This window comes from Streptomyces sp. NPDC031497, from assembly GCF_055580905.1.
This window is the reverse complement of record NZ_JBVIKO010000002.1, coordinates 26,355-47,200: the sequence shown is the minus strand read 5'-3', so window position 1 is coordinate 47,200 and position 20,846 is coordinate 26,355. Positions and strand designations below refer to the sequence as shown.

Here is a 20,846-nt window from a genome sequence, read left to right as displayed (position 1 = left end):
AGATGCTTATGTGTTCCTGACATCCTGGCTCAGCCACAGGGGGCTCATGGCGCAGGGGTGCTCACCGTTACAGAACAAACGCGTTTCGGGACTGCCCCGTGACACCTCTAAACTGAGCCCCGTGACCGAGAACGCTCAGCAGCAGCCCACAGCGCCCAGCACCGAACTGCCGACCCAGTACGCGCCGGCCGACGTAGAGGGAGCGCTGTACGAGCGCTGGGTAGAGCGCGGTTACTTCGCGGCCGACGCCAAGAGCGACAAGCCCGCGTACACCATCGTCATCCCGCCGCCGAACGTCACCGGCTCCCTGCACCTGGGCCACGCCTTCCAGCACACGCTGATGGACGCGCTGACCCGCCGCAAGCGCATGCAGGGCTACGAGTCGCTCTGGCTGCCCGGCATGGACCACGCCGGCATCGCCACCCAGAACAAGGTCGAGCAGCAGCTCGCCGAGGAGGGCAAGTCCCGCCAGGACCTCGGCCGCGAGGAGTTCGTCGAGCGCGTCTGGCAGTGGAAGGAAGAGTACGGCGGCAAGATCCTCGGCCAGATGCGCCGGCTCGGCGACGGCGTCGACTGGGACCGTGAGCGCTTCACCATGGACGAGGGCCTGTCCAAGGCCGTCCAGACCATCTTCAAGAAGCTCTACGACGACGAGCTGATCTACCGCGCCGAGCGCATCATCAACTGGTGCCCCCGCTGTCTGACGGCCATCTCGGACATCGAGGTGGAGTACCAGGAGGACGACGGCGAGCTGGTCTCCATCAAGTACGGCGAGGGGGACGAGACGCTGGTCGTCGCCACCACGCGTGCGGAGACGATGCTCGGCGACACGGCCGTCGCCGTCCACCCGGACGACGAGCGGTACAAGCACCTGGTCGGCAAGCGCATCAAGCTCCCGCTGACCAACCGCACGATCCCGGTCGTCGCGGACAGCCACGTCGACCCGGAGTTCGGCACGGGTGCCGTCAAGGTCACCCCGGCCCACGACCCGAACGACTTCGCGATCGGCCAGCGGCACGGCCTGGAGTCCATCACCGTCATGGACGAGCGGGCCGTCATCACCGTCCACGGTCCCTTCGAGGGCCTGGACCGCTTCGAGGCGCGTTCCGCGATCGTCGCGGCGCTGCGCTCGCAGGGCCGGATCGTCGCCGAGAAGCGGCCGTACGTCCACAGCGTCGGCCACTGCTCGCGCTGCAAGACCACGATCGAGCCGCGGCTGTCCATGCAGTGGTGGGTCAAGGTCGGCCCGCTGGCGAAGGCCGCCGGTGACGCGGTCCGCGACGGGCGGGTGAAGATCCACCCCGAGGACATGTCGAAGCGGTACTTCGACTGGGTCGACAACATGCACGACTGGTGCATCTCGCGCCAGCTGTGGTGGGGCCACCGCATCCCGGTCTGGTACGGCCCCGAGGGCGAGGTCGTCTGCGTCGGCCCCGACGACGAGGCCCCCACCGGCGAGGGCTGGCGGCAGGACACCGACGTCCTGGACACCTGGTTCTCCTCGGGCCTGTGGCCGTTCTCCACGCTCGGCTGGCCCGAACAGACCGCGGACCTGCGGAAGTTCTACCCGACCGACGTCCTGCTGACCGGCCACGACATCATCTTCTTCTGGGTCGCCCGGATGATGATGTTCGGTCTCTACGCGATGGACGGCGAGGTCCCCTTCCGCACCATCGCGCTGACCGGCCTGGTCCGTGACGAGCGCGGCAAGAAGATGTCGAAGTCCTTCGGCAACGTCGTCGACCCGCTGGACTGGATGGACAAGTACGGCTCCGACGCCGTCCGCTTCACCCTGGCCCGCGGCGCCAACCCCGGCACCGACGTCCCGATCGGCGAGGAGTGGGTCCAGGCCTCCCGCAACTTCGCCAACAAGATCTGGAACGCGACCCGCTTCGCCCTGATGAACGGCGCCACCGTCGAGGGCCCGCTCCCGGACCCGTCCGAGATGTCGGCGACGGACCGCTGGATCCTCTCCCGTCTCAACGAGACGGTCGCCGAAGTCGACGCGTTCTACGACGACTTCCAGTTCGCGAAGCTGTCCGACTCCCTGTTCCACTTCGCGTGGGACGAGGTCTTCGACTGGTACGTCGAGCTGTCGAAGACGACGTTCCAGGCGGGCGGCCGGGGCGCCGAGGTCTCCCAGCGGGTCCTCGGCGAGGTCCTCGACGTCACCCTGAAGCTGCTCCACCCCGTGGTCCCGTTCGTCACGGACACCCTGTGGACGACGCTGACCGGCGGCGAGTCGGTCGTGATCGCCGACTGGCCGTCCGACAGCGGCTTCCGGGACGAGAGGGCGGAGCGGGAGATCGAGAGCCTCCAGTCCGTCATCACCGAGGTCCGCCGCTTCCGCGCCGACCAGGGTCTGCAGCCCGGCCAGCGGGTCCCGGCCCGCCTCACCCTGGACGGTACGGCCCTCGCCCCGCACGAGGCGGCCATCCGGCAGCTGCTGCGTCTCCAGCCGGAGGGCGACGCCTTCGCGGCCACGGCCACCCTCCCGGTCGCCGGCGCCACGGTCGCCCTCGACCTCTCCGGCACGATCGACGTGGCGGCGGAGCGCAAGCGTCTCGCCAAGGACCTCGCGGCCGCCGAGAAGGAGAAGGCCCAGGCGACGGCCAAGCTGGGCAACGAGGCGTTCCTGGCGAAGGCCCCGGACAACGTGGTGGACAAGATCCGCGGCCGGCTGGCCAAGGCGGACGAGGACATCGCCCGCATCCAGGCCCAGCTGGACCGCCTTCCGCAGGCCTGACCCGCACGTCCCCGCAGGCGTCCGGCAGCCCGTTCCCCCGGGCCGCCGGGCGCCTGCGCGCATTTTTTCCGTCACCAAGCGCGGACCGGCCACCGCCCTACAATCCAAAAGTAGGAACATGACCTTAATGTTCCGTTTTGATGCTTCGTGGCGGAGGGAACGCCCGCATGCTGCGCAGGGGCCGAACGAAGACACCTCCGCAAGGGGGACTGGTCCCCCTGACGGCTGTCACGGGCGCCCTGCTCGCCGTGCTCATCGGCCTCGTCTTCCTGATGCTGCTGTGGGCGATCCAGGACGCACGCGGCTCCCTGGTGACCGCCCGGGGCGGCCGGCCGGCACTCACCCAGGCCCTGGCCGTCGAGAAGGCCGTCATCGACATAGAGGGCGGTCAGCTGAGCTACGTCATCACCCAGCAGGACGAGTTCCTCAAGCCGTGGCGGGCGGGACGGGCCGCGTTCCCCGTACAGGCACAGCGGCTCGTGGACATGAGCCCCTCCCCCTCCCAGCGGCGGCTCGCCCGGCAGATCCGGGAGTCCGGGCAGTCCTTCATCGACGACTACTCGGTCCCGCTCGTCGACGCGGCCCGGCGCGGCGACCCCGAGGCGGCCAGCAGCGCACGCACGCGGGAGGGCAGACAGCTCGTCGAGGCGCTCCGCGGCCAGCTCAGCGACTACCTCGCCGACGAGCGGGGCGTCATCGACAAGCAGGAGCACGCCCTTGAACACCGGATGGACCGGCTGACCTTCGCGGCATCCGTCGGTGTCGCCGGGGCGGTCCTGCTGATCGTCGGCTTCGGGGCCTACGTGACCCGGGTGATCGTCTGGCCGGTGCGCAGGATGGCCGTCACCGCCACCCGGCTCGCTGCCGGTGACCTCAGCGCCCGGGTGCCGCCCTCCGGCAGACGGGAGATCGGGCAGCTGGAGACGGCGTTCAACACCATGGCCGCCTCCCAGGAGAAGAGCCACCGCCGGCTCCGGCTGCTCTACGACGCCGGTACGGCCGTGGGCACCACCCTCGACGTGCGGCGGACCGCCGACGAACTCGTCCGGGTCGCCGTCCCCCGCTTCGCCGACCACGTCACCGTCGACCTGGTGGCAGCCGTCCTGACCGGCGGGGAGCCGGCGAACGACGACGGCGCGGACCTGCGCCGGGTCGCCTGGGGCGGCATCCGCGCCGGGTCGCCGCTGGACCCGGTCGGCACGCCGGCCGCCTCCTGCCGGGCCGCCGCAGGCACCGCCGCGGCCCTCCACCCCGACCTGCGCACCGCGGCGGGATGGGCCGCCGACAGCCGGTGCGCGGACCGGCTCCTCGCCTACGGCATGGGCTCGCTGATCACCGTGCCGCTGTCGGCACAGGGCGTCCCGATGGGGGTGATCGCCTTCTGGCGGACCCGGGACTCCCCGCCCTTCGAGAAGGACGACCTCTCCGACGCCGAGGAACTGGCCGCGAAGACCGCGACCGCCATCGACAACGCCCGGCGCTACACCCGGGAGCGCGAGACCGCGCTGGCCCTCCAGAACAGCCTGCTGCCGCACGACCTGCCCGCCCGGCCGACCGTCGACATCGCCTACCGCTACCTGCCGACCGGAACCCGGGCCGGAGTCGGCGGCGACTGGCTCGACGTGATCCCGCTGTCGGGCACGCGGGTGGCCCTGGTGGTCGGAGACGTCGTCGGCCACGGCATCCAGGCCTCGGCCACCATGGGCCGGCTGCGCACGGCGGTCCGCACCCTCGCCGACGTCGACCTGCCGCCCGAGGAACTCCTCACCCACCTCGACGACCTCGTCCTCCACCTCGACGACGGAGCCCCGGAACCGGCCGGAGAGGTCGGCTCGACCTGCCTGTACGCCGTCTACGACCCGGTCTCGCGGCGCTGCTCCCTCGCCAGCGCGGGCCATCCGCTGCCCTTCGTGATCACCCCGCACGGCGCGGTGGAGAAGGCCCCCGGCCAGGCCGGACCGCCGCTCGGGCTCGGCGGACTGCCGTTCGAGACGACCGAACTGGACCTCGCCGGAGGCACCACCCTCGCGCTGTTCAGCAACGGGCTGGTGCACTCCCGGAACCTCGACCTGAGCCAGGGTCTCGACCGGCTCCGCCGTGCGCTGGCGACCCCCGGGGAGTCGTTGGAGGCGACCTGCGACCGCGTGGTGGCCGCGCTGCGCACCGGCGAACCCGCCGACGACGTCGCGCTGCTGCTGGCCCGCACCCGCGCCCTGCCCTGCGACCAGGTGGCCACCTGGGACGTCCCCGCGGACCCCGAGCACGTCGCCCGGGCCCGGACCCTGACCACCGGCCAGCTCGGCGCCTGGCAGCTGGACGACCTGTCGTACACCACCGAACTGGTGGTCAGCGAGCTGGTCACCAACGCCATCCGCTACGGCGGCTCCCCGATCCAGCTGCGCCTCATCCGGGACACCACGATGCTGATCTGCGAGGTCTCCGACGGCAGCAGCACCGCCCCCCACCTGCGGCGGGCCCGCGTCTTCGACGAGGGCGGCCGCGGCCTGCTGCTGGTCGCCCAGCTCACCCAGCGCTGGGGCACCCGGCAGACCTCCGCGGGCAAGACCATCTGGTGCGAACAGGCCCTGCCCACCGCCGAGCCCTCCTAGCCCTCCTGGGCCGCCGGGCCGGTGTCGGGCTCCGTAGACTGGTGCCGTGAGTGATCTGCCCCCGCGCGACCCCCATGACAGCTTCGAAGGCGACTTCGAAGGCGACTTCGACGACATCGTCGAGGCCGAGACGGAACGCGACCCCGATCTCGCGGTGATCGAGGCCGGCAGCCGGACCCTGCGTACCCAGGGCGGCCCGGCGCAGGCCGACGTCCCGGGCCGCCCCGAGGACCCCGAGGTCGACCGGGCCCTGCGCGAGGTCGAGGCGGAGCTGGCGACCCGCTGGGGCGAGACCAAGCTGGAGCCGTCGGTCACCCGGATCACCGCCCTTATGGACGTCCTGGGCGAACCCCAGCGGTCGTACCCCTCGATCCACATCACCGGCACCAACGGCAAGACCTCCACCGCCCGCATGGTCGAGGCCCTGCTCGGCGCCTTCGACCTGCGCACCGGCCGCTACACCAGCCCCCACGTGCAGTCGGTCACCGAGCGCATCAGCCTCGACGGCGCCCCGATCTCCGCCGAGCGGTTCATCGAGACCTACCAGGACATCAAGCCGTACGTCGAGATGGTCGACTCCCGGCAGGAGTACCGGCTCTCCTTCTTCGAGGTGCTCACCGGCATGGCGTACGCGGCCTTCGCGGACGCCCCCGTCGACGTCGCCGTCGTCGAGGTCGGCATGGGCGGCTCCTGGGACGCCACCAACGTCATCGACGGGGACGTCGCCGTCGTCACCCCCATCGACCTCGACCACACCGACCGGCTCGGCGAGACCACCGCCGCGATCGCCGGCGAGAAGGCCGGGATCATCAAGCAGGACGCCACCGTGATCCTGGCCCAGCAGCCGGTGGACGCGGCCCAGGTGCTGCTGAAGAAGGCCGTCGAGGTGGACGCCACGGTGGCCCGGGAGGGCCTGGAGTTCGGCGTGGTCGCCCGCCAGGTCGCCGTCGGCGGCCAACTGCTCACCCTGCGCGGCCTCGGCGGCGAGTACGACCAGGTCTTCCTCCCCCTGCACGGCCCCTACCAGGCCCACAACGCGGCCGTCGCGCTGGCGGCCGTGGAGGCGTTCTTCGGCGTCGGCGCCCAGCGCCCCGAGCCCCTCGCCATCGACACGGTCCGCAAGGCGTTCGCGGCGGTCACCTCGCCGGGCCGCCTCGAAGTCGTACGGCGCTCTCCCACCGTCGTCCTGGACGCCGCGCACAACCCGGCCGGCGCCCGCGCCACCGCCGAGGCGGTCGGCGAGGCCTTCGACTTCAGCCGGCTGATCGGCGTGGTCGGGGCCAGCGGCGACAAGAACGTCCGAGGCCTCCTGGAGGCCTTCGAACCGATCTTCGCCGAGGTCGTGATCACCCAGAACTCCAGCCACCGCGCGATGGACGTGGACGAACTGGCCGCGGCCGCCGTCGAGGTGTTCGGCGAGGACCGCGTCCAGGTCGAGCCGCAGCTGCCCGACGCCCTGGAGGCCGCGATCACGCTGGCCGAGGAAGAGGGCGAGTTCGCGGGCGCGGGGGTACTGGTCACCGGCTCGGTCATCACGGTCGGCGAGGCCCGGCTGCTGCTGGGGAGGGCCTGACCATGCGGACGCTCTGCTCCTCCACCCTGATCGGCGAGTTCTTCGTCATCGGCTTCGCCGCGCTGGTCGCCATGAAGGACCCCGACCTGTCCACCGCCACGGTGTGGCTGGTCAGCGGCATCGCGATGGTCCTCTGCGTGGCCCTGTGCGGTGTGATCACCCGCCCCGGCGGCATCGCCCTCGGCTGGGCCCTGCAGATCGCCCTGATCGCCTCCGGCGTCTTCGTGCCGACGATGTACTTCTTGGGCGCGGTCTTCGCGGCCCTGTGGTGGGCGTCGGTGCACTACGGCAGGAAGATCGACGAGGCGAAGGCCCGCTTCGCGGCGGAGAGCACCGAAAACAGCCTGTCCGAGGGCGCCCCCTCCGGGGGAGTGTGAGGACGGGGCCGTCGGGGCCGAAGCGGGGTCCGGGGCGGCGGTCCCCGGCCGCCGGTGACCGGGCCTACTGACACTGCGTGACGGACGCCCGGACCAGCCCTGTAGCCTCTCCTCACCGCACACGTAAGTACCGCGAAGGAGCCCTCACGTGACTCAGCGCACCCTCGTCCTGCTCAAGCCCGACGCCGTCCGTCGCGGCCTGACCGGCGAGATCATCGGCCGTATCGAGCGCAAGGCCGACTGGCGGATCACCGCGCTGGAGCTGCGCTCCCTGGAGCGGGCGACGCTGGAACAGCACTACGCCGAGCACGTCGGCAAGCCGTTCTACGAGCCGCTGGTCGAGTTCATGGCCTCCGGCCCGGTCGTCGCCCTGATCGTCGAGGGCGAGCGGGTCATCGAGGGCATCCGCGCGCTGGCCGGTCCCACCGACCCGATCGCCGCCGCGCCGGGCTCCATCCGCGGCGACTTCGGCGTGATCGTCCGCGAGAACCTGATCCACGCGTCCGACTCCGAGGAGTCCGCCGAGCGCGAGATCAAGATCTTCTTCCCGGGCCGCGCCTGACTCCCCGGAGCGGGCTCGTAGAGTTTCCGTAGATTTTTCTGACTGAACGTCAGTCCACTACTCCGTCTGGCCTGGGACGGTCGAATGATTTCGGCCGTCCCTCGGCATATGCGTGCCGTTCGGGGGAACGAGTGCCCCCGTCGGACCGTCTCCACAAGCGAGACGGCCCTGTACGTGCTGACAATGGCGAAGACCCTCGCGCGGTGTTCGTGCAGGCGCGTCTACGATGGAAGCCTTCACGTCACAGCACCAACTTCGCCGACCTGAAATGCCCTCAAAAGCTCCCGGGAAGGCCAGACGAATCCTGATGGGGAACTCAATGTCGTTCATCGGCCGTGACATGGCTGTCGACCTCGGGACCGCCAACACGCTGGTGTACGTCAGGGGTCGCGGGATCGTACTCAACGAGCCGTCCGTCGTCGCGATCAACACGAACACCGGTGGAATTCTGGCAGTCGGCGCGGAAGCGAAGAAGATGATCGGGCGCACGCCCGGCAACATCGTCGCCGTACGTCCGCTGAAGGACGGCGTGATCGCCGACTTCGAGATCACCGAGCGGATGCTCCGCTACTTCATCCTGAAGATCCACAAGCGGCGCTACCTGGCACGGCCGCGGGTCGTCGTGTGCGTGCCCTCCGGTATCACCGGTGTCGAGCGCCGCGCGGTGATCGAGGCGTCGTCGCAGGCCGGTGCCCGCCAGGTGCACATCATCGAGGAGCCCATGGCGGCCGCCATCGGCTCCGGCCTGCCGGTCCACGAGGCCACGGGCAACATGGTGGTGGACATCGGCGGCGGCACCACGGAGGTCGCGGTCATCTCGCTGGGCGGCATCGTCACCGCCCAGTCGATCCGGGTCGCGGGCGACGAGTTGGACAACGCGATCATCCAGCACATCAAGAAGGAGTACAGCCTTCTTCTCGGTGAGCGGACGGCCGAGCAGATCAAGATCACGATCGGTTCGGCGTACGACCTGGACGCCGACGAGCACACCGAAATCCGCGGCCGGGACCTGGTGTCCGGGCTGCCGAAGACCGTCGTCATCTCGGCCGCCGAGGTCCGCAAGGCGATCGAGGAACCCGTCAACGCGATCGTGGACGCCGTCAAGACGACGCTCGACAAGTGCCCGCCGGAGCTGTCCGGCGACATCATGGACAGGGGAATCGTCCTGACCGGCGGCGGGGCGCTGCTGCGCGGTCTGGACGAGCGGCTGCGCCGGGAGACCGGCATGCCGATCCACATCGCCGAGGACCCGCTGGACAGCGTGGCGCTCGGCTCCGGCAAGTGCGTCGAGGAATTCGAGGCGCTCCAGCAGGTCCTGGACGCCCAGCCGCGCAGATGACGTAACTCTTCGATTCCGCCGTACGAGATGATCCCCTCTCGTGCGGCGGATCGTTGATATGGAGGCATAGGCTCACACGAACGAGCGCCTCCGCTCCCGATTCACAAAAACAAGCTCCCGCAAGTTCTTGTCAAGTTCCTATCGAGGAAGGCACGGCCGCCGCACGTGAGGGACACGAAAGAGAGCCGGCTGCTCCTGGTGCTGCTGATCGCCATCGCGTTCGCGCTGATCACGGTGGACATCCGAGGCGGCAGGAACTCCCCGGTCGACGGCGCCCGGCAGGCCGCGGCCGCGGTCTTCGGCCCGATCGAGAACGGCATGTCGACGGTGGTGGACCCGGTGGGCAACGCCGTCTCCGCCGTCCGTGACTCCGGTGAACGGCACGACCGGCTGGCCCGGCTGGAGAAACAGAACGCGACCCTCAAGGCGAAGCTCGGCAGCGACGACCGCAACCGCAGCCGCCTCAACCAGCTCGACAAGATGCTGAAGATGGCCGGCGAGGGCCAGTACGGCATCAAGGGCGCCCAGGTCATCGCCATAGGGTCGGCGCAGGGCTTCTCCTGGACCATCACCATCGACGTCGGCGCCAACGACGGCATCAAACGCGACATGACCGTGCTGAACGGCAACGGCCTGGTCGGCCGCGTGACCACCGTCGGCCCGGACGCCTCCACCGTCCTGCTCGCCAACGACCCCGACTTCACCGTCGGCACCCGCATGGAGGGCAGCGACGAACTCGGCTTCGCGTCCGGGCAGGGCGACCGCCCGCTGCGCGTCGAACTCCTCAACGGCAAGGCCGAGGTGAAGAAGGGCGACCGGCTCGTCACCTTCGGCTCCCAGGCCGACCGGCCCTTCGTACCCGGCGTCCCGGTCGGCACGGTCTCCAGGGTCGACCCCTCCAACGGCGGCCTCACCCGCACCCTGTACGTCACACCGTTCGTGTCCTTCACCAAGCTCGACATCGTCGGCGTGGTCGTCGAGGCGCCGAAGAAGGACCCGCGCGACGAGGTGCTCCCGGCCAAGCCGAAGCCGACGCCGACCCCGACGGTGACCGTCACGGTCACCCCGTCCGCGAGCGCGAACACGGGATCGGACTCGGGCACGAACTCCGGCACCGACTCGGGCACGAACTCGGGCACGAACTCGGGCACGAACTCGGGCACGAACGAGACCGACACCAACGACCAGCAGCAGCGGTAGGAGCTGAATCCCTTCATGCGTGTCAACCGGATCCTGCTCTCCTCCGCCCTGGTCGTCGTCTCCCTGGTGATCCAGGTGAGCGTCCTCGCCCGCCTCCACCTCCCCGGCGCCGTCCCCGACCTGATGCTGCTCACCGTCCTCGGCCTCGCCATGGTGTACGGCCATGTCGGCGGCGCCCTCGTCGGCTTCGGCGCCGGACTGCTCGCCGACCTCGCCCCGCCCGCCGACCACGCGGCCGGGCGTTACGCCCTGGTGCTGTGCGTCGTCGGCTACTTCGCGGGCCTGATCAAGCCGGAGAACGGCCGGCTGAAGTCCGCGACCGGCCCGATGCTCGTCGTGGTCGCCGCCGCCGTCGGCTCCACCCTGCTGTACGCCGGTGTCGGCGCCCTCGTCGGCGACACCGCCGCCCGCCACGTCGGCATGACCAGCCTGCTGATCAGCGCCGCCCTCTACGACCTGCTGCTCGCTCCCTTCGTGGTCCCCGGCATCATGTGGCTGGCCCGCCGCGCCGACAACGACCCGCTGACGGAGGCCAACTCCGGCACCAAGGCAGGCGACATCTCCTCCGGCTGGCTCTCCTCCGGCACCGGACTGCGCATCGGCGGCCAGCGCGGCGGCCTCGGCTCCCTGAAGGCCAGGGCGCGCACCCGCAACGTCCGCGTCGGCCGGATCAAAGGGGTCAAGCGCCTGTGACGGCACGGGAGTTCACCCGGGGACCCGGCGACGCGGCACACAGCTTCGTCGTATATGACACATACACACATCGCTGAGAGGGGGAGGCAACCCAGTGACCAACATTCCCGAGACGGGACGGACCCCACGGGTCCAGATCCGTCTCGTCGTCATCCAGATCCTGGTCCTCTCCCTGCTCGGCACCCTCGGCGGCCGTCTGTGGTACCTGCAGATCCGTGAGGGCGCCGAGTACCAGAAGGAAGCCTCCGGCAACCACGTCCAGCAGGTCGTCGAGCCCGCCGTCCGCGGCTCGATCCTGGACGCGCGCGGAGTCCCCATCGCGGACAACGAGACCCGGCTGGTCGTCTCCGCCTCCCGTACCGACCTGCTCAAGCAGGCGGACGACGGCAAGGCGGTCCTCACCAAGCTCGCCGGCGTCCTGGGGATGAGCCCCACCGAGGTCATGCAGAAGGTCCGCCTCTGCGACTCCAAGACCCCGCAGCCCTGCTGGAACGGCTCCCCCTACCAGCCGATCCCGATCACCGACGAGGCCACCGCCAAGCAGGCCCTGCAGATCCGCGAGCGCGCCGAGGACTTCCCCGGCATCACCGCCGAGCCCGAGGCCGTACGCCGCTACCCGGCCCCCGGCAAGGCCAACACCTCCCAGGTCCTCGGCTACCTCTCCCCGGTCACCGACGACGAGATCCAGCAGGCCCAGAACACCAGCTCGCCCTACCTGCGCTCGGACATGGTCGGCCGCTCCGGCCTGGAGCGCCAGTACGACAAGGAACTGCGCGGCAAGGCCGGTGTCACCCGCTACGAGGTGGACAACCTCGGCCGGGTCATCGGGAAGGCCAAGTCGGATGCCGCCCAGCCCGGTTCCAACCTGGTCACCAGCATCGACTCCCGCGTCCAGCGGGTCGCCGAGTACGAGCTGGACAACGCGATGAAGGTCGCCCGCAAGCAGTACGACAAGATCACCCAGGAGAACTACAAGGCCGACTCCGGCGCCGTCGTCGTGATGGAGGCCAAGACCGGCCGGATCGTCGCCATGGCCTCCGCGCCGACCTACGACCCGAACGTCTGGGTCGGCGGCATCTCCGCCAAGGACTACAAGGCCCTCACCGGCAAGAACTCCGACTACCCGCTGCTCAACCGGGCCATACAGGGTCAGGCGGCGCCCGGTTCGACGTTCAAGGTGGTCTCCACGGCCGCCGCGGTCCAGGCCGGCTACGTGTGGGACGGCGGCTACCCCTGCACGAGTTCGTACTCGGTGGGCGGCCAGGTCTTCAAGAACTTCGAGGGCGAGAACTTCGGCCCGATCTCGCTCGGCCGCGCCCTGGAGGTGTCCTGCGACACCGTCTTCTACGGACTCGCCGACCGCGAGTGGAAGAAGGACGGCGGCATCAACCCGAAGAAGGGCGAGCCCAAGGACTGGTTCTTCAAGACCGCCCACCAGTTCGGCCTCGGCAAGGAGACCGGCGTCGACCTCCCCAACGAGGTCACCGGCCGGGTGCCCGACCGCCAGTGGAAGCTCGACTACTGGAAGGCCAACAAGGACGCCTGGTGCAAGTCCGGCAAGAAGGACGGCACCTACGTCGAGAAGATCGAGTACGAGAACTGCCTCGAAGGCAACAAGATGCGCGAGGGCGACGAGATCAACTACTCCATCGGCCAGGGCGACACCCTCGTCACGCCGATCCAGGAGGCGATGATCTACGGCGCGGTGGCCAACGGCGGCACCGAGTACCAGCCGACCATCGGCAAGGCCATCGTCAGCGCCGACGGCAAGTCCGTCCAGGAGATCAAGCCCAAGGCGCTGCGCAAGCTGCCCGTCAGCCAGGCCGCCCTCAAGGGCATGGACGAGGCCTTCGCGGGCGTCATCACCCGCGGTACGGCCGCCTGGAAGTTCGGCGGCTGGCCGCAGGACAAGATCGCCCTGCACGGCAAGACCGGTACCGCCGAGGTCTACGGCAAGCAGACCACGTCCTGGCTCGCCACCTACAGCAAGGACTACACGGTCATCATGACCATCGCCCAGGCCGGTACCGGTTCCGGTGCCTCCGGTGAGGCGGTCCGCAACATCTACAGCGCGCTGTACGGCGTCGGCGCCGACGGCTCCGTCGACAAGTCGAAGGCGCTGCTCTACACCCCCCAGCAGGGTCTGCCGAAGGTCCGCACGGACGGCACCATCGCCTCCCCGAAGATCTCCAAGGACCCGGTGAAGGACTTCCAGGCGAGCCAGCAGGGCGACAAGGGCGCCGACGGCCAGCAGACCCCGGCCACCACGTCCTCGCCGTCGACGGGCAACCGGAACACCCGGAGGCGGGCGCGGAAGAGGGGAAGCCGGAGGATGCCGACATGAGCAGCGTTTCTGGCGGGAGGTTCCCGGCATGACCGGAGTCAACAGCTTCTCCGTCTCCGGCTACGGCCCCGCGCGGGCCGGCTGGACCCGGCTGTTCGCGCGGGACTCGCTGGCCCGCCGCCTGGACTGGCCGATGCTGATGGCGGCCCTGGCGCTGTCCCTGCTGGGCTCGCTGCTGGTGTTCTCGGCGACCCGCAACCGCACCGAGATCAACCAGGGCGACCAGTACTACTTCCTGTTCCGGCACCTGATGAACACCGGCATCGGGCTCGCCCTGATGCTCGCAACGGTCTGGATCGGCCACCGCCAGCTGCGCAACGCGGTGCCGATCCTCTACGGCCTGTCGCTGCTCGGCATCCTCGCGGTGCTCACCCCGCTGGGCTCCACCGTCAACGGCGCGCACTCCTGGATCGTGCTCGGCGGCGGCTTCTCGCTCCAGCCGTCCGAGTTCGTCAAGATCACCATCATCCTGGGGATGGCGATGATACTGGCGGCCCGGGTCGACGCCGGCGACAAGAAGTACCCCGACCACCGCACGGTCCTACAGGCCCTGGGCCTGGCCTCGGTACCGATCCTGATCGTGCTCCTGATGCCCGACCTCGGCTCGGTCATGGTCATGGTGATCATCATCCTGGCCGTGCTGCTCGCCTCCGGCGCCTCCAACCGCTGGATCTTCGGCCTGCTCGCGACCGGCCTGCTGGGCGCGATCGCGGTCTGGCAGCTGCACATCCTGGACGAGTACCAGATCAACCGCTTCGCGGCCTTCGCCAACCCCGACCTCGACCCCGCGGGCGTCGGCTACAACACCAACCAGGCCCGGATCGCCATCGGCTCCGGCGGCCTGACCGGTGCGGGCCTGTTCCACGGCTCGCAGACCACCGGCCAGTTCGTCCCCGAGCAGCAGACCGACTTCGTCTTCACGGTGGCGGGGGAGGAGCTGGGCTTCGCCGGCGCGGGCCTGATCATCGTGCTCCTCGGCGTCGTCCTGTGGCGGGCCTGCCGGATCGCCCGCGAGACGACCGAGCTGTACGGCACGGTCGTGGCGGCGGGGATCGTGGCCTGGTTCGCGTTCCAGGCGTTCGAGAACATCGGCATGACCCTCGGCATCATGCCGGTCACCGGCCTGCCGCTGCCGTTCGTTTCGTACGGCGGCTCGTCGATGTTCGCGGTGTGGGTGGCGGTGGGACTGCTGCAGTCGATCAGGGTGCAGCGTCCGATGTCGGCGTAACGGGACCGATGCCGGCGTAGCCGGACAGCAAGGGTGAGGTGCGCATGTCGTTTCCGATGTGTTCACCTCACCTGTATTCAGATTTTTCCTCCGATTCACCTCCGGCGCCCGCTGTCCCTGCGCGGCAATGCCCACTAGATTCGGTTCATGGCGGATACGAAGCGTGAGATCGAGCGCAAGTACGAATCCGACGAGAGTGGACTCCCCGACCTGACCGGCGTCGCCGGCGTGGCCAACGTCGTGGACAAGGGCACCGCCGAACTGGACGCGACCTACCACGACACCTCCGACCTGCGCCTGGCCTCGGCCAGAGTCACCCTCCGCCACCGCACCGGAGGCACCGACGCCGGCTGGCACCTCAAACTCCCGGTGGCCCCCGGCATCCGCGACGAGATCCACGCCCCGCTCTCGGACACGCTCCCCGACGAACTGGCCGGCCTGGCCCGCTCCCGGGTCCGCGAGGGCCAGCTGGTCCCGGTGATCCGGCTGCGCACCACCCGCGACATCCGCCACCTCGTCGACGCGGACGGCACCCTGCTCGCCGAGGTGAGCGTGGACCGCGTCCGGGCCGAACGGCTCTTCGGCGGTGCGGGCAAGGCCCAGTGGACCGAGATCGAGGTGGAACTCGCCGACGGCGGCGACCCGGCCTTCCTCGACAAGGTGGAGAAACGGTTGGGCAAGGCGGGCGTGCGACCGTCCGGGTCCGCCTCCAAACTGGCCCGGGCACTGGCCGAGACCAAGGGCGCCAAACCGCACCCGCCGAAACCGGACTCCGGCGCACCCGTCACGGCCGGCGACCACGTCCTGGCCTACGTCCGCGCCCAGCGGGACGCCATCGTCGAGCTCGACCCCGCCGTACGCCTGGACACCGAGGAAGGCGTCCACGACATGCGGGTGGCCACCCGCCGGCTGCGCAGCACCTTCCGCACCTTCGGCAAGGTCCTCGACCGGGAGGTCACCGACCCGGTCGCGGACGAGCTGAAGTGGCTCGCCGGGGAACTCGGCGTGGGCCGCGACCAGGAGGTCCTCGCCGAACGCCTGATGACCGCCCTGGACGAGGTCCCCGGCCCCCTCGTGTCCGGCCCGATCCACGACCGTCTGCACGCCTGGGCCGAGGCCGGCGAGCGCGGCTCCCGGCGCCGGCTGCTCGGTGTCCTGAACTCCAAGCGCTACCTCGCCCTGCTGGACACCCTCGACACCCTGATCGCCGACCCGCCACTGCGCAAGGCGGCCGCCGGGAAACCCGAGAAGGTCCTCGCCAAGGCCGTGCACAAGGACTTCGCGAAGGTGACCGACCTGATCGAGACGGCCATGGCAGAGCCCGCCGGCCACGACCGCGACCTCGGCCTGCACGAGGCCCGCAAGAAGGCCAAGCGCACCCGCTACGCGGCCGAGGCGGCCCACCCCGCCCTCGGCGGCCCGGCGAAGTCCCTGGTCAAGTCCATGAAGTCGCTCCAGTCCCTGCTCGGCGAGCACCAGGACAGCGTGATGGCCCGCGAGACCCTGCGCGAACTGTCCGCGGTGGCCCACGCGACCGGCGAGAGCGCGTTCACGTACGGGCTGCTGTACGGCCGCGAGGAGCGGCGGGCGGCGGCGGCGGAGGCGGAGACGCCGGCCGCCTGGAAGGAGATCAAGAAGGAGATCGGCAAGGAGCTCGGGTAGGAGCTCGGGAAGGTGCGCCCGCCTGAGCGGGCGTACGGGGGACACCGCCGGGCGCGCTACGCTGGATGACCACCCTCCCCCAGCCTCCGGCCGGGGGTGCCCCCAGTCAGCTCACAAAGGTCCGCGAGATGCCTGCCGAAGCCGCCGCCCAGGTCGCCGAGTCTGTGTTCCCGCAGCTCGAAGCCCTGCTCCCGCATGTGCAGAAGCCGATCCAGTACGTCGGCGGTGAGCTCAACTCCACGGTCAAGCCGTGGGAGGACTGCGACGTCCGCTGGGCGCTGATGTACCCGGACGCGTACGAGGTCGGCCTGCCCAACCAGGGCGTCATGATCCTCTACGAGGTCCTCAACGAGCAGGAGGGCGTCCTCGCCGAGCGCACGTACAGCGTGTGGCCGGACCTGGAGGCGCTGATGCGCGAGCACCGCGTCCCGCAGTTCACGGTGGACAGCCACCGGCCGGTACGCGCCTTCGACGTCCTGGGCCTGAGCTTCTCCACGGAACTCGGCTACACGAACATGCTCACGGCCCTCGACCTCGCGGGCATCCCCCTGGAGTCGAAGGACCGCGGCCTGGACGACCCGATCGTCCTGGCGGGCGGCCACGCGGCCTTCAACCCGGAGCCCGTCGCCGACTTCATCGACGCGGCGATCATCGGCGACGGCGAGCAGGCCGTCCTCGACATGACGAAGATCATCCGCGAGTGGAAGGCGGAGGGCCGCCCCGGCGGCCGCGAGGAGGTCCTCTTCCGCCTGGCGAAGACGGGTTCCGTCTACATCCCGGCCTTCTACGACGTGGAGTACCTCGCCGACGGCCGTATCGCCCGCGTGGTCCCCAACAAGTCGGGCGTCCCGTGGCGCGTCTCCAAGCACACGGTCATGGACCTGGACGAATGGCCGTACCCCAAGCAGCCCCTCGTCCCCCTGGCCGAGACGGTCCACGAGCGGATGTCCGTCGAGATCTTCCGCGGCTGCACCCGCGGCTGCCGCTTCTGCCAGGCCGGCATGATCACGCGGCCCGTGCGCGAGCGCTCGATCACCGGCATCGGCGAGATGGTCGACAAGGGCCTCAAGGCGACCGGCTTCGAAGAGGTCGGCCTCCTGTCCCTCTCCTCCGCGGACCACTCGGAGATCGGCGACATCGCCAAGGGCCTGGCCGACCGCTACACCGAGGACAAGATCGGCCTCTCCCTCCCCTCCACCCGCGTCGACGCCTTCAACGTCGACCTGGCGAACGAACTGACGAGGAACGGCCGCCGCTCCGGCCTGACCTTCGCCCCCGAGGGCGGCTCGGAACGCATGCGCAAGGTCATCAACAAGATGGTCTCGGAGGAGGACCTGATCCGCACGGTCGCCACCGCCTACGGCAACGGCTGGCGCCAGGTGAAGCTGTACTTCATGTGCGGCCTGCCCACGGAGACCGACGAGGACGTCCTGCAGATCGCCGACATGGCGATGAACGTCATCCAGAAGGGCCGCGAGGTCTCCGGCCAGGGCGACATCCGCTGCACCGTCTCGATCGGCGGCTTCGTCCCGAAGCCCCACACGCCCTTCCAGTGGGCCCCGCAGCTCTCGGCGGAGGAGACGGACGCCCGCCTCGAAAAGCTCCGCGACAAGATCCGCGGCGACAAGAAGTACGGCCGCTCGATCGGTTTCCGCTACCACGACGGCAAGCCCGGCATCGTCGAGGGCCTGCTCTCCCGCGGCGACCGCCGCATCGGCGCCGTGATCCGCGCGGTGTACGAGGACGGCGGCCGCTTCGACGGCTGGCGCGAACACTTCTCCTACGACCGCTGGATGACCTGCGCCGACAAGACGCTGCCGGCCTACGGCGTCGACGTCGACTGGTACACCACCCGCGAGCGCACCTACGAGGAGGTCCTCCCCTGGGACCACCTCGACTCCGGCCTCGACAAGGACTGGCTCTGGGAGGACTGGCAGGACTCCCTCGACGAGACAGAGGTCGAGGACTGCCGCTGGACACCTTGCTTCGACTGCGGGGTGTGCCCGGCCATGGACACGCAGATCCAGGTGGGGCCGACGGGCAGGAAGCTGCTGCCGTTGACGGTCACGAACGGCGCGTCGGCACCGGGCGGGCACGCGCACTGAGGCGAACCAGGCGCTCGGCCGGATGGCCGAGCGCCCGGCAGGGGCGTGTCCCCGGCCTCCTTTCGCCTGCGTGCCATGGCCGTTGACAGGCCGTCGGGTTCACCCGCTCGGCGTCCGTGACGAGCTCAGCCGGGACCCGGGCCGTAGAGCGCGGCGATGTTCTCGGATGTCGCCCACCGGCTGTAGGTGGGGGACTGGGGCCAGCCCTCGGGCGAGTCCTGCCACTCCTCCTGACGTCCGTACGGCAGGAGATCGATCAGGGCGAAGCTGTGGCTGAGCTGCTCGGTGCCCCGGCCGTCGGTGTGCCAGGTGCGGTAGACGGTGTCGCCGTCGCGCAGGAACACGTTGACCGCGAATCCTCCACCGGGCGGTGCGCCGACGTCCGACCCGAACGGACTGTTCGCGGTCGAGTACCACGTCATCCGGTTCCCGACCCGCTCCTTGTAGGCGAGCGCCTCCTTGATCGGGCCCTGGGTGACGATGACGAACCGGGCGTCGTAGTTGTCCAGGAACTCCAGGCGGGTGTACTGCGAGGTGAACCCTGTACAGCCCGGGCACTGCCATTCCTTGCCGGTGAACCACATGTGGTTGTAGACGATCAGCTGCCGCTTGCCCTCGAAGACGTCTGCCAGCCGAACGGGGCCGTCCTCGCCCTCGAGTGTGTAGTCGGGCATCTCGACCATCGGCAGGCGGCGACGCTCGGCGGCGATGGCGTCGAGCTCCCGTGTCGCGGCCTTCTCCCGGGCACGCAGTGCCTCAAGCCGGTGTTCCCAGGTTGCGGCGTCGACGACGGGTGGTAGCGCGTGGTCGGTCATGGCGTCCTCACGGATCTCGTGTGCGGCTTTGGCCTGTGTGGAGGCAGACTGCACAGAGCCCGGGAACTCATCGGCCGGGCCGCGAACGCGACGGACGTTACCGCTCAGGGGGTGATGCCCTCGATCGCCACGGGAAGATGGCGCGGGCCGCGCAGCACCGCGTTGGCGCGGTACGGGGGCGGGTCCTCCAGGAGCCGCGAGAACCGGACCCGGCGGAACAGTTCGGGCAGTGCCGCATGGAGTTCCATGCGGGCGAGGGGGGCGCCGAAGCAGTAGTGGATGCCGGTGTAGAACCCGAGGTGCTCGTTGTCCTTGCGGTCGGGATCGAACCGGTCGGGATTCTCGAAGCGCCGGGGGTCGCGGTTGGCCGCGGCCAGCATGAGCCAGACCGGCGAGCCCTTGGGGATCGTGGTGCCGGCGACGTCGATGTCGGCCAGGGCGGTGGTCCACGGCACGAACTGGACAGGAGGTTCGTAGCGGAGCACTTCCTCGATGAGCGGGGCGGCCAGGTTCGGGTCCTTCTGGAACCGTTCGAGGAGGCCGGGGCGGCGCAACAGGGTGAGGGTCGTGTTGCTGATGGCGTTGACGGTGGTCTCGTGGCCGGCGACCAGGAGCAGCACGGCGGTGGCTTCCAGGTCCGCCGGTGTCATGTCGGGGGCGAGCGCGCTGAGTATCCCGGGGCCGGGATGGCGGCGTTTCGTCTCGATCAGTTCGGCCAGGTAGGCGCCGATGTCCTGGCGCGCCCGCTGTGCCTTCTCCTGGCCGTCGTCGTCGCCGGACCGGGGGTCGAGCGACGACGCCAGGGCATCGGCCCAGACGTGGAAACGCGGTTCGTCCTCGCGCGGCACGCCGAGGACCTTGCAGATGGCGGTGACGGGAAGGGGGTAGGAGAAGGCCTCGACGATGTCGACCTCGTCCTTGCCTTCGAAGGCGTCGAGCAGCTCCCTGACGACGTCGTCCAGGTCTCCGCGCAGGCTGTCGAGGAATCCGGGGCTGTGCGGGGGGCCGAACGGCCGGTTGATGGTGCTGCGCAGCCGGTCGTGGAGGGGCGGGTCGGTGAAGATGAAACTGGGCGGCAGACCGCTCTCCGCCGCCGGTTGCCCGGTGCGGGGGTAGCCGGCCGGACGGTTGCTCGTGTCGTTGCTCAGCCGCGGGTCGTTGGCCAGGCTCCGCACCTCGTGGTAGGTGCTGACGAGGTAGGAGCCGTCGTCCTCCCGCCTGACCGGTGTCTCGCGCAGTTCCGCGTAGAGCGGGTACGGATCGGCCCGATGGGCGTAGTCGGTGATCTGCGCGACGATGGTGCCGGATGTCATGGTGACTCCTGAGGGCTCCGAGCGGTGCAGGGCCGGCGGTCAGGTATGCGCCGCAACGAACGGCCGCGGTACCCGTACACGGCGACGAACCGCTCTTCGTCGAGCGTCCCCTGGGCGACGGCCTGCTGGTCGCCCGGCGAGGGAACACCCACCGACCTGATGCCGCCGCCGGGACAGCGGAGGCCGGTCGCAGGGTCCGTACGGCTGGTCGCCGCTCTCTGGAACACGCTCTTCGGAACATGTTCCTCGGAAAATCCCTGGAACACGCTCCTCGGAACAC

At 69.9% G+C, this 20,846-nt stretch carries 14 protein-coding genes; 12 read left to right on the top strand and 2 right to left on the bottom strand.

Annotated elements, in window-relative coordinates:
* Positions 1 to 121 precede the first annotated feature (121 nt).
* From ACZ5K7_RS03500 to ACZ5K7_RS03445, 12 genes are all read left to right on the top strand, one after another.
* Positions 122 to 2,746 (top strand): valine--tRNA ligase, encoded by a 2,625-nt coding sequence (locus ACZ5K7_RS03500; RefSeq protein ID WP_468909969.1) that lies wholly within the window; start codon positions 122 to 124, stop codon positions 2,744 to 2,746.
* 167 nt (positions 2,747 to 2,913) lie between these two features.
* The gene (locus tag ACZ5K7_RS03495; RefSeq protein ID WP_468909966.1) at positions 2,914 to 5,355 is read left to right on the top strand and encodes a SpoIIE family protein phosphatase; all 2,442 of its coding nucleotides are present in this window, start codon (positions 2,914 to 2,916) and stop codon (positions 5,353 to 5,355) included.
* Between the two features lie 46 nt (positions 5,356 to 5,401).
* Positions 5,402 to 6,928, top strand: coding sequence for a bifunctional tetrahydrofolate synthase/dihydrofolate synthase (gene folC, locus ACZ5K7_RS03490; RefSeq protein ID WP_468909964.1), 1,527 nt, complete (start codon positions 5,402 to 5,404; stop codon positions 6,926 to 6,928).
* 2 nt (positions 6,929 to 6,930) lie between these two features.
* Positions 6,931 to 7,305, top strand: a complete 375-nt coding sequence (locus ACZ5K7_RS03485; RefSeq protein ID WP_351691093.1) for a DUF4233 domain-containing protein — start codon at positions 6,931 to 6,933, stop codon at positions 7,303 to 7,305.
* Between the two features lie 148 nt (positions 7,306 to 7,453).
* Positions 7,454 to 7,867: a nucleoside-diphosphate kinase gene (ndk, locus tag ACZ5K7_RS03480; protein ID WP_351691096.1), complete on the top strand. Its 414-nt coding sequence runs from the start codon at positions 7,454 to 7,456 to the stop codon at positions 7,865 to 7,867.
* 319 nt (positions 7,868 to 8,186) lie between these two features.
* Positions 8,187 to 9,206 carry a rod shape-determining protein gene (locus ACZ5K7_RS03475; protein WP_004931372.1) on the top strand — a complete coding sequence of 340 codons (1,020 nt, stop codon included), beginning with the start codon at positions 8,187 to 8,189 and terminating at the stop codon, positions 9,204 to 9,206.
* 165 nt (positions 9,207 to 9,371) lie between these two features.
* Positions 9,372 to 10,406, top strand: coding sequence for a rod shape-determining protein MreC (gene mreC, locus ACZ5K7_RS03470; RefSeq protein ID WP_468909959.1), 1,035 nt, complete (start codon positions 9,372 to 9,374; stop codon positions 10,404 to 10,406).
* Between the two features lie 15 nt (positions 10,407 to 10,421).
* Complete coding sequence (gene mreD / locus ACZ5K7_RS03465) at positions 10,422 to 11,099, top strand: rod shape-determining protein MreD (protein ID WP_351691102.1); 678 nt, start codon at positions 10,422 to 10,424, stop codon at positions 11,097 to 11,099.
* 94 nt (positions 11,100 to 11,193) lie between these two features.
* A complete protein-coding gene (mrdA, locus tag ACZ5K7_RS03460; RefSeq protein WP_468909957.1) occupies positions 11,194 to 13,443 on the top strand; it encodes a penicillin-binding protein 2 in 2,250 nt (749 codons plus the stop codon).
* Between the two features lie 28 nt (positions 13,444 to 13,471).
* Positions 13,472 to 14,671 carry a rod shape-determining protein RodA gene (rodA, locus tag ACZ5K7_RS03455; RefSeq protein ID WP_351691108.1) on the top strand — a complete coding sequence of 400 codons (1,200 nt, stop codon included), beginning with the start codon at positions 13,472 to 13,474 and terminating at the stop codon, positions 14,669 to 14,671.
* Positions 14,672 to 14,818: 147 nt separating this feature from the next.
* Positions 14,819 to 16,333: a CYTH and CHAD domain-containing protein gene (locus tag ACZ5K7_RS03450; RefSeq protein WP_468909954.1), complete on the top strand. Its 1,515-nt coding sequence runs from the start codon at positions 14,819 to 14,821 to the stop codon at positions 16,331 to 16,333.
* Between the two features lie 128 nt (positions 16,334 to 16,461).
* On the top strand, positions 16,462 to 18,438 hold the full coding sequence (locus ACZ5K7_RS03445) for a TIGR03960 family B12-binding radical SAM protein (protein WP_351691114.1): 1,977 nt from the start codon (positions 16,462 to 16,464) through the stop codon (positions 18,436 to 18,438).
* 125 nt (positions 18,439 to 18,563) lie between these two features.
* On the opposite strand, the gene ACZ5K7_RS03440 is transcribed toward ACZ5K7_RS03445, so the two are convergent.
* Together ACZ5K7_RS03440 and ACZ5K7_RS03435 are read right to left on the bottom strand one after the other, a co-directional pair.
* Positions 18,564 to 19,253, bottom strand: coding sequence for a DUF899 domain-containing protein (locus ACZ5K7_RS03440; RefSeq protein ID WP_468909951.1), 690 nt, complete (start codon positions 19,251 to 19,253; stop codon positions 18,564 to 18,566).
* Positions 19,254 to 19,357: 104 nt separating this feature from the next.
* Entirely contained in the window at positions 19,358 to 20,566 is a 1,209-nt protein-coding gene (locus tag ACZ5K7_RS03435) for a cytochrome P450 (RefSeq protein WP_468909947.1), read from the bottom strand.
* Positions 20,567 to 20,846 lie beyond the last annotated feature (280 nt).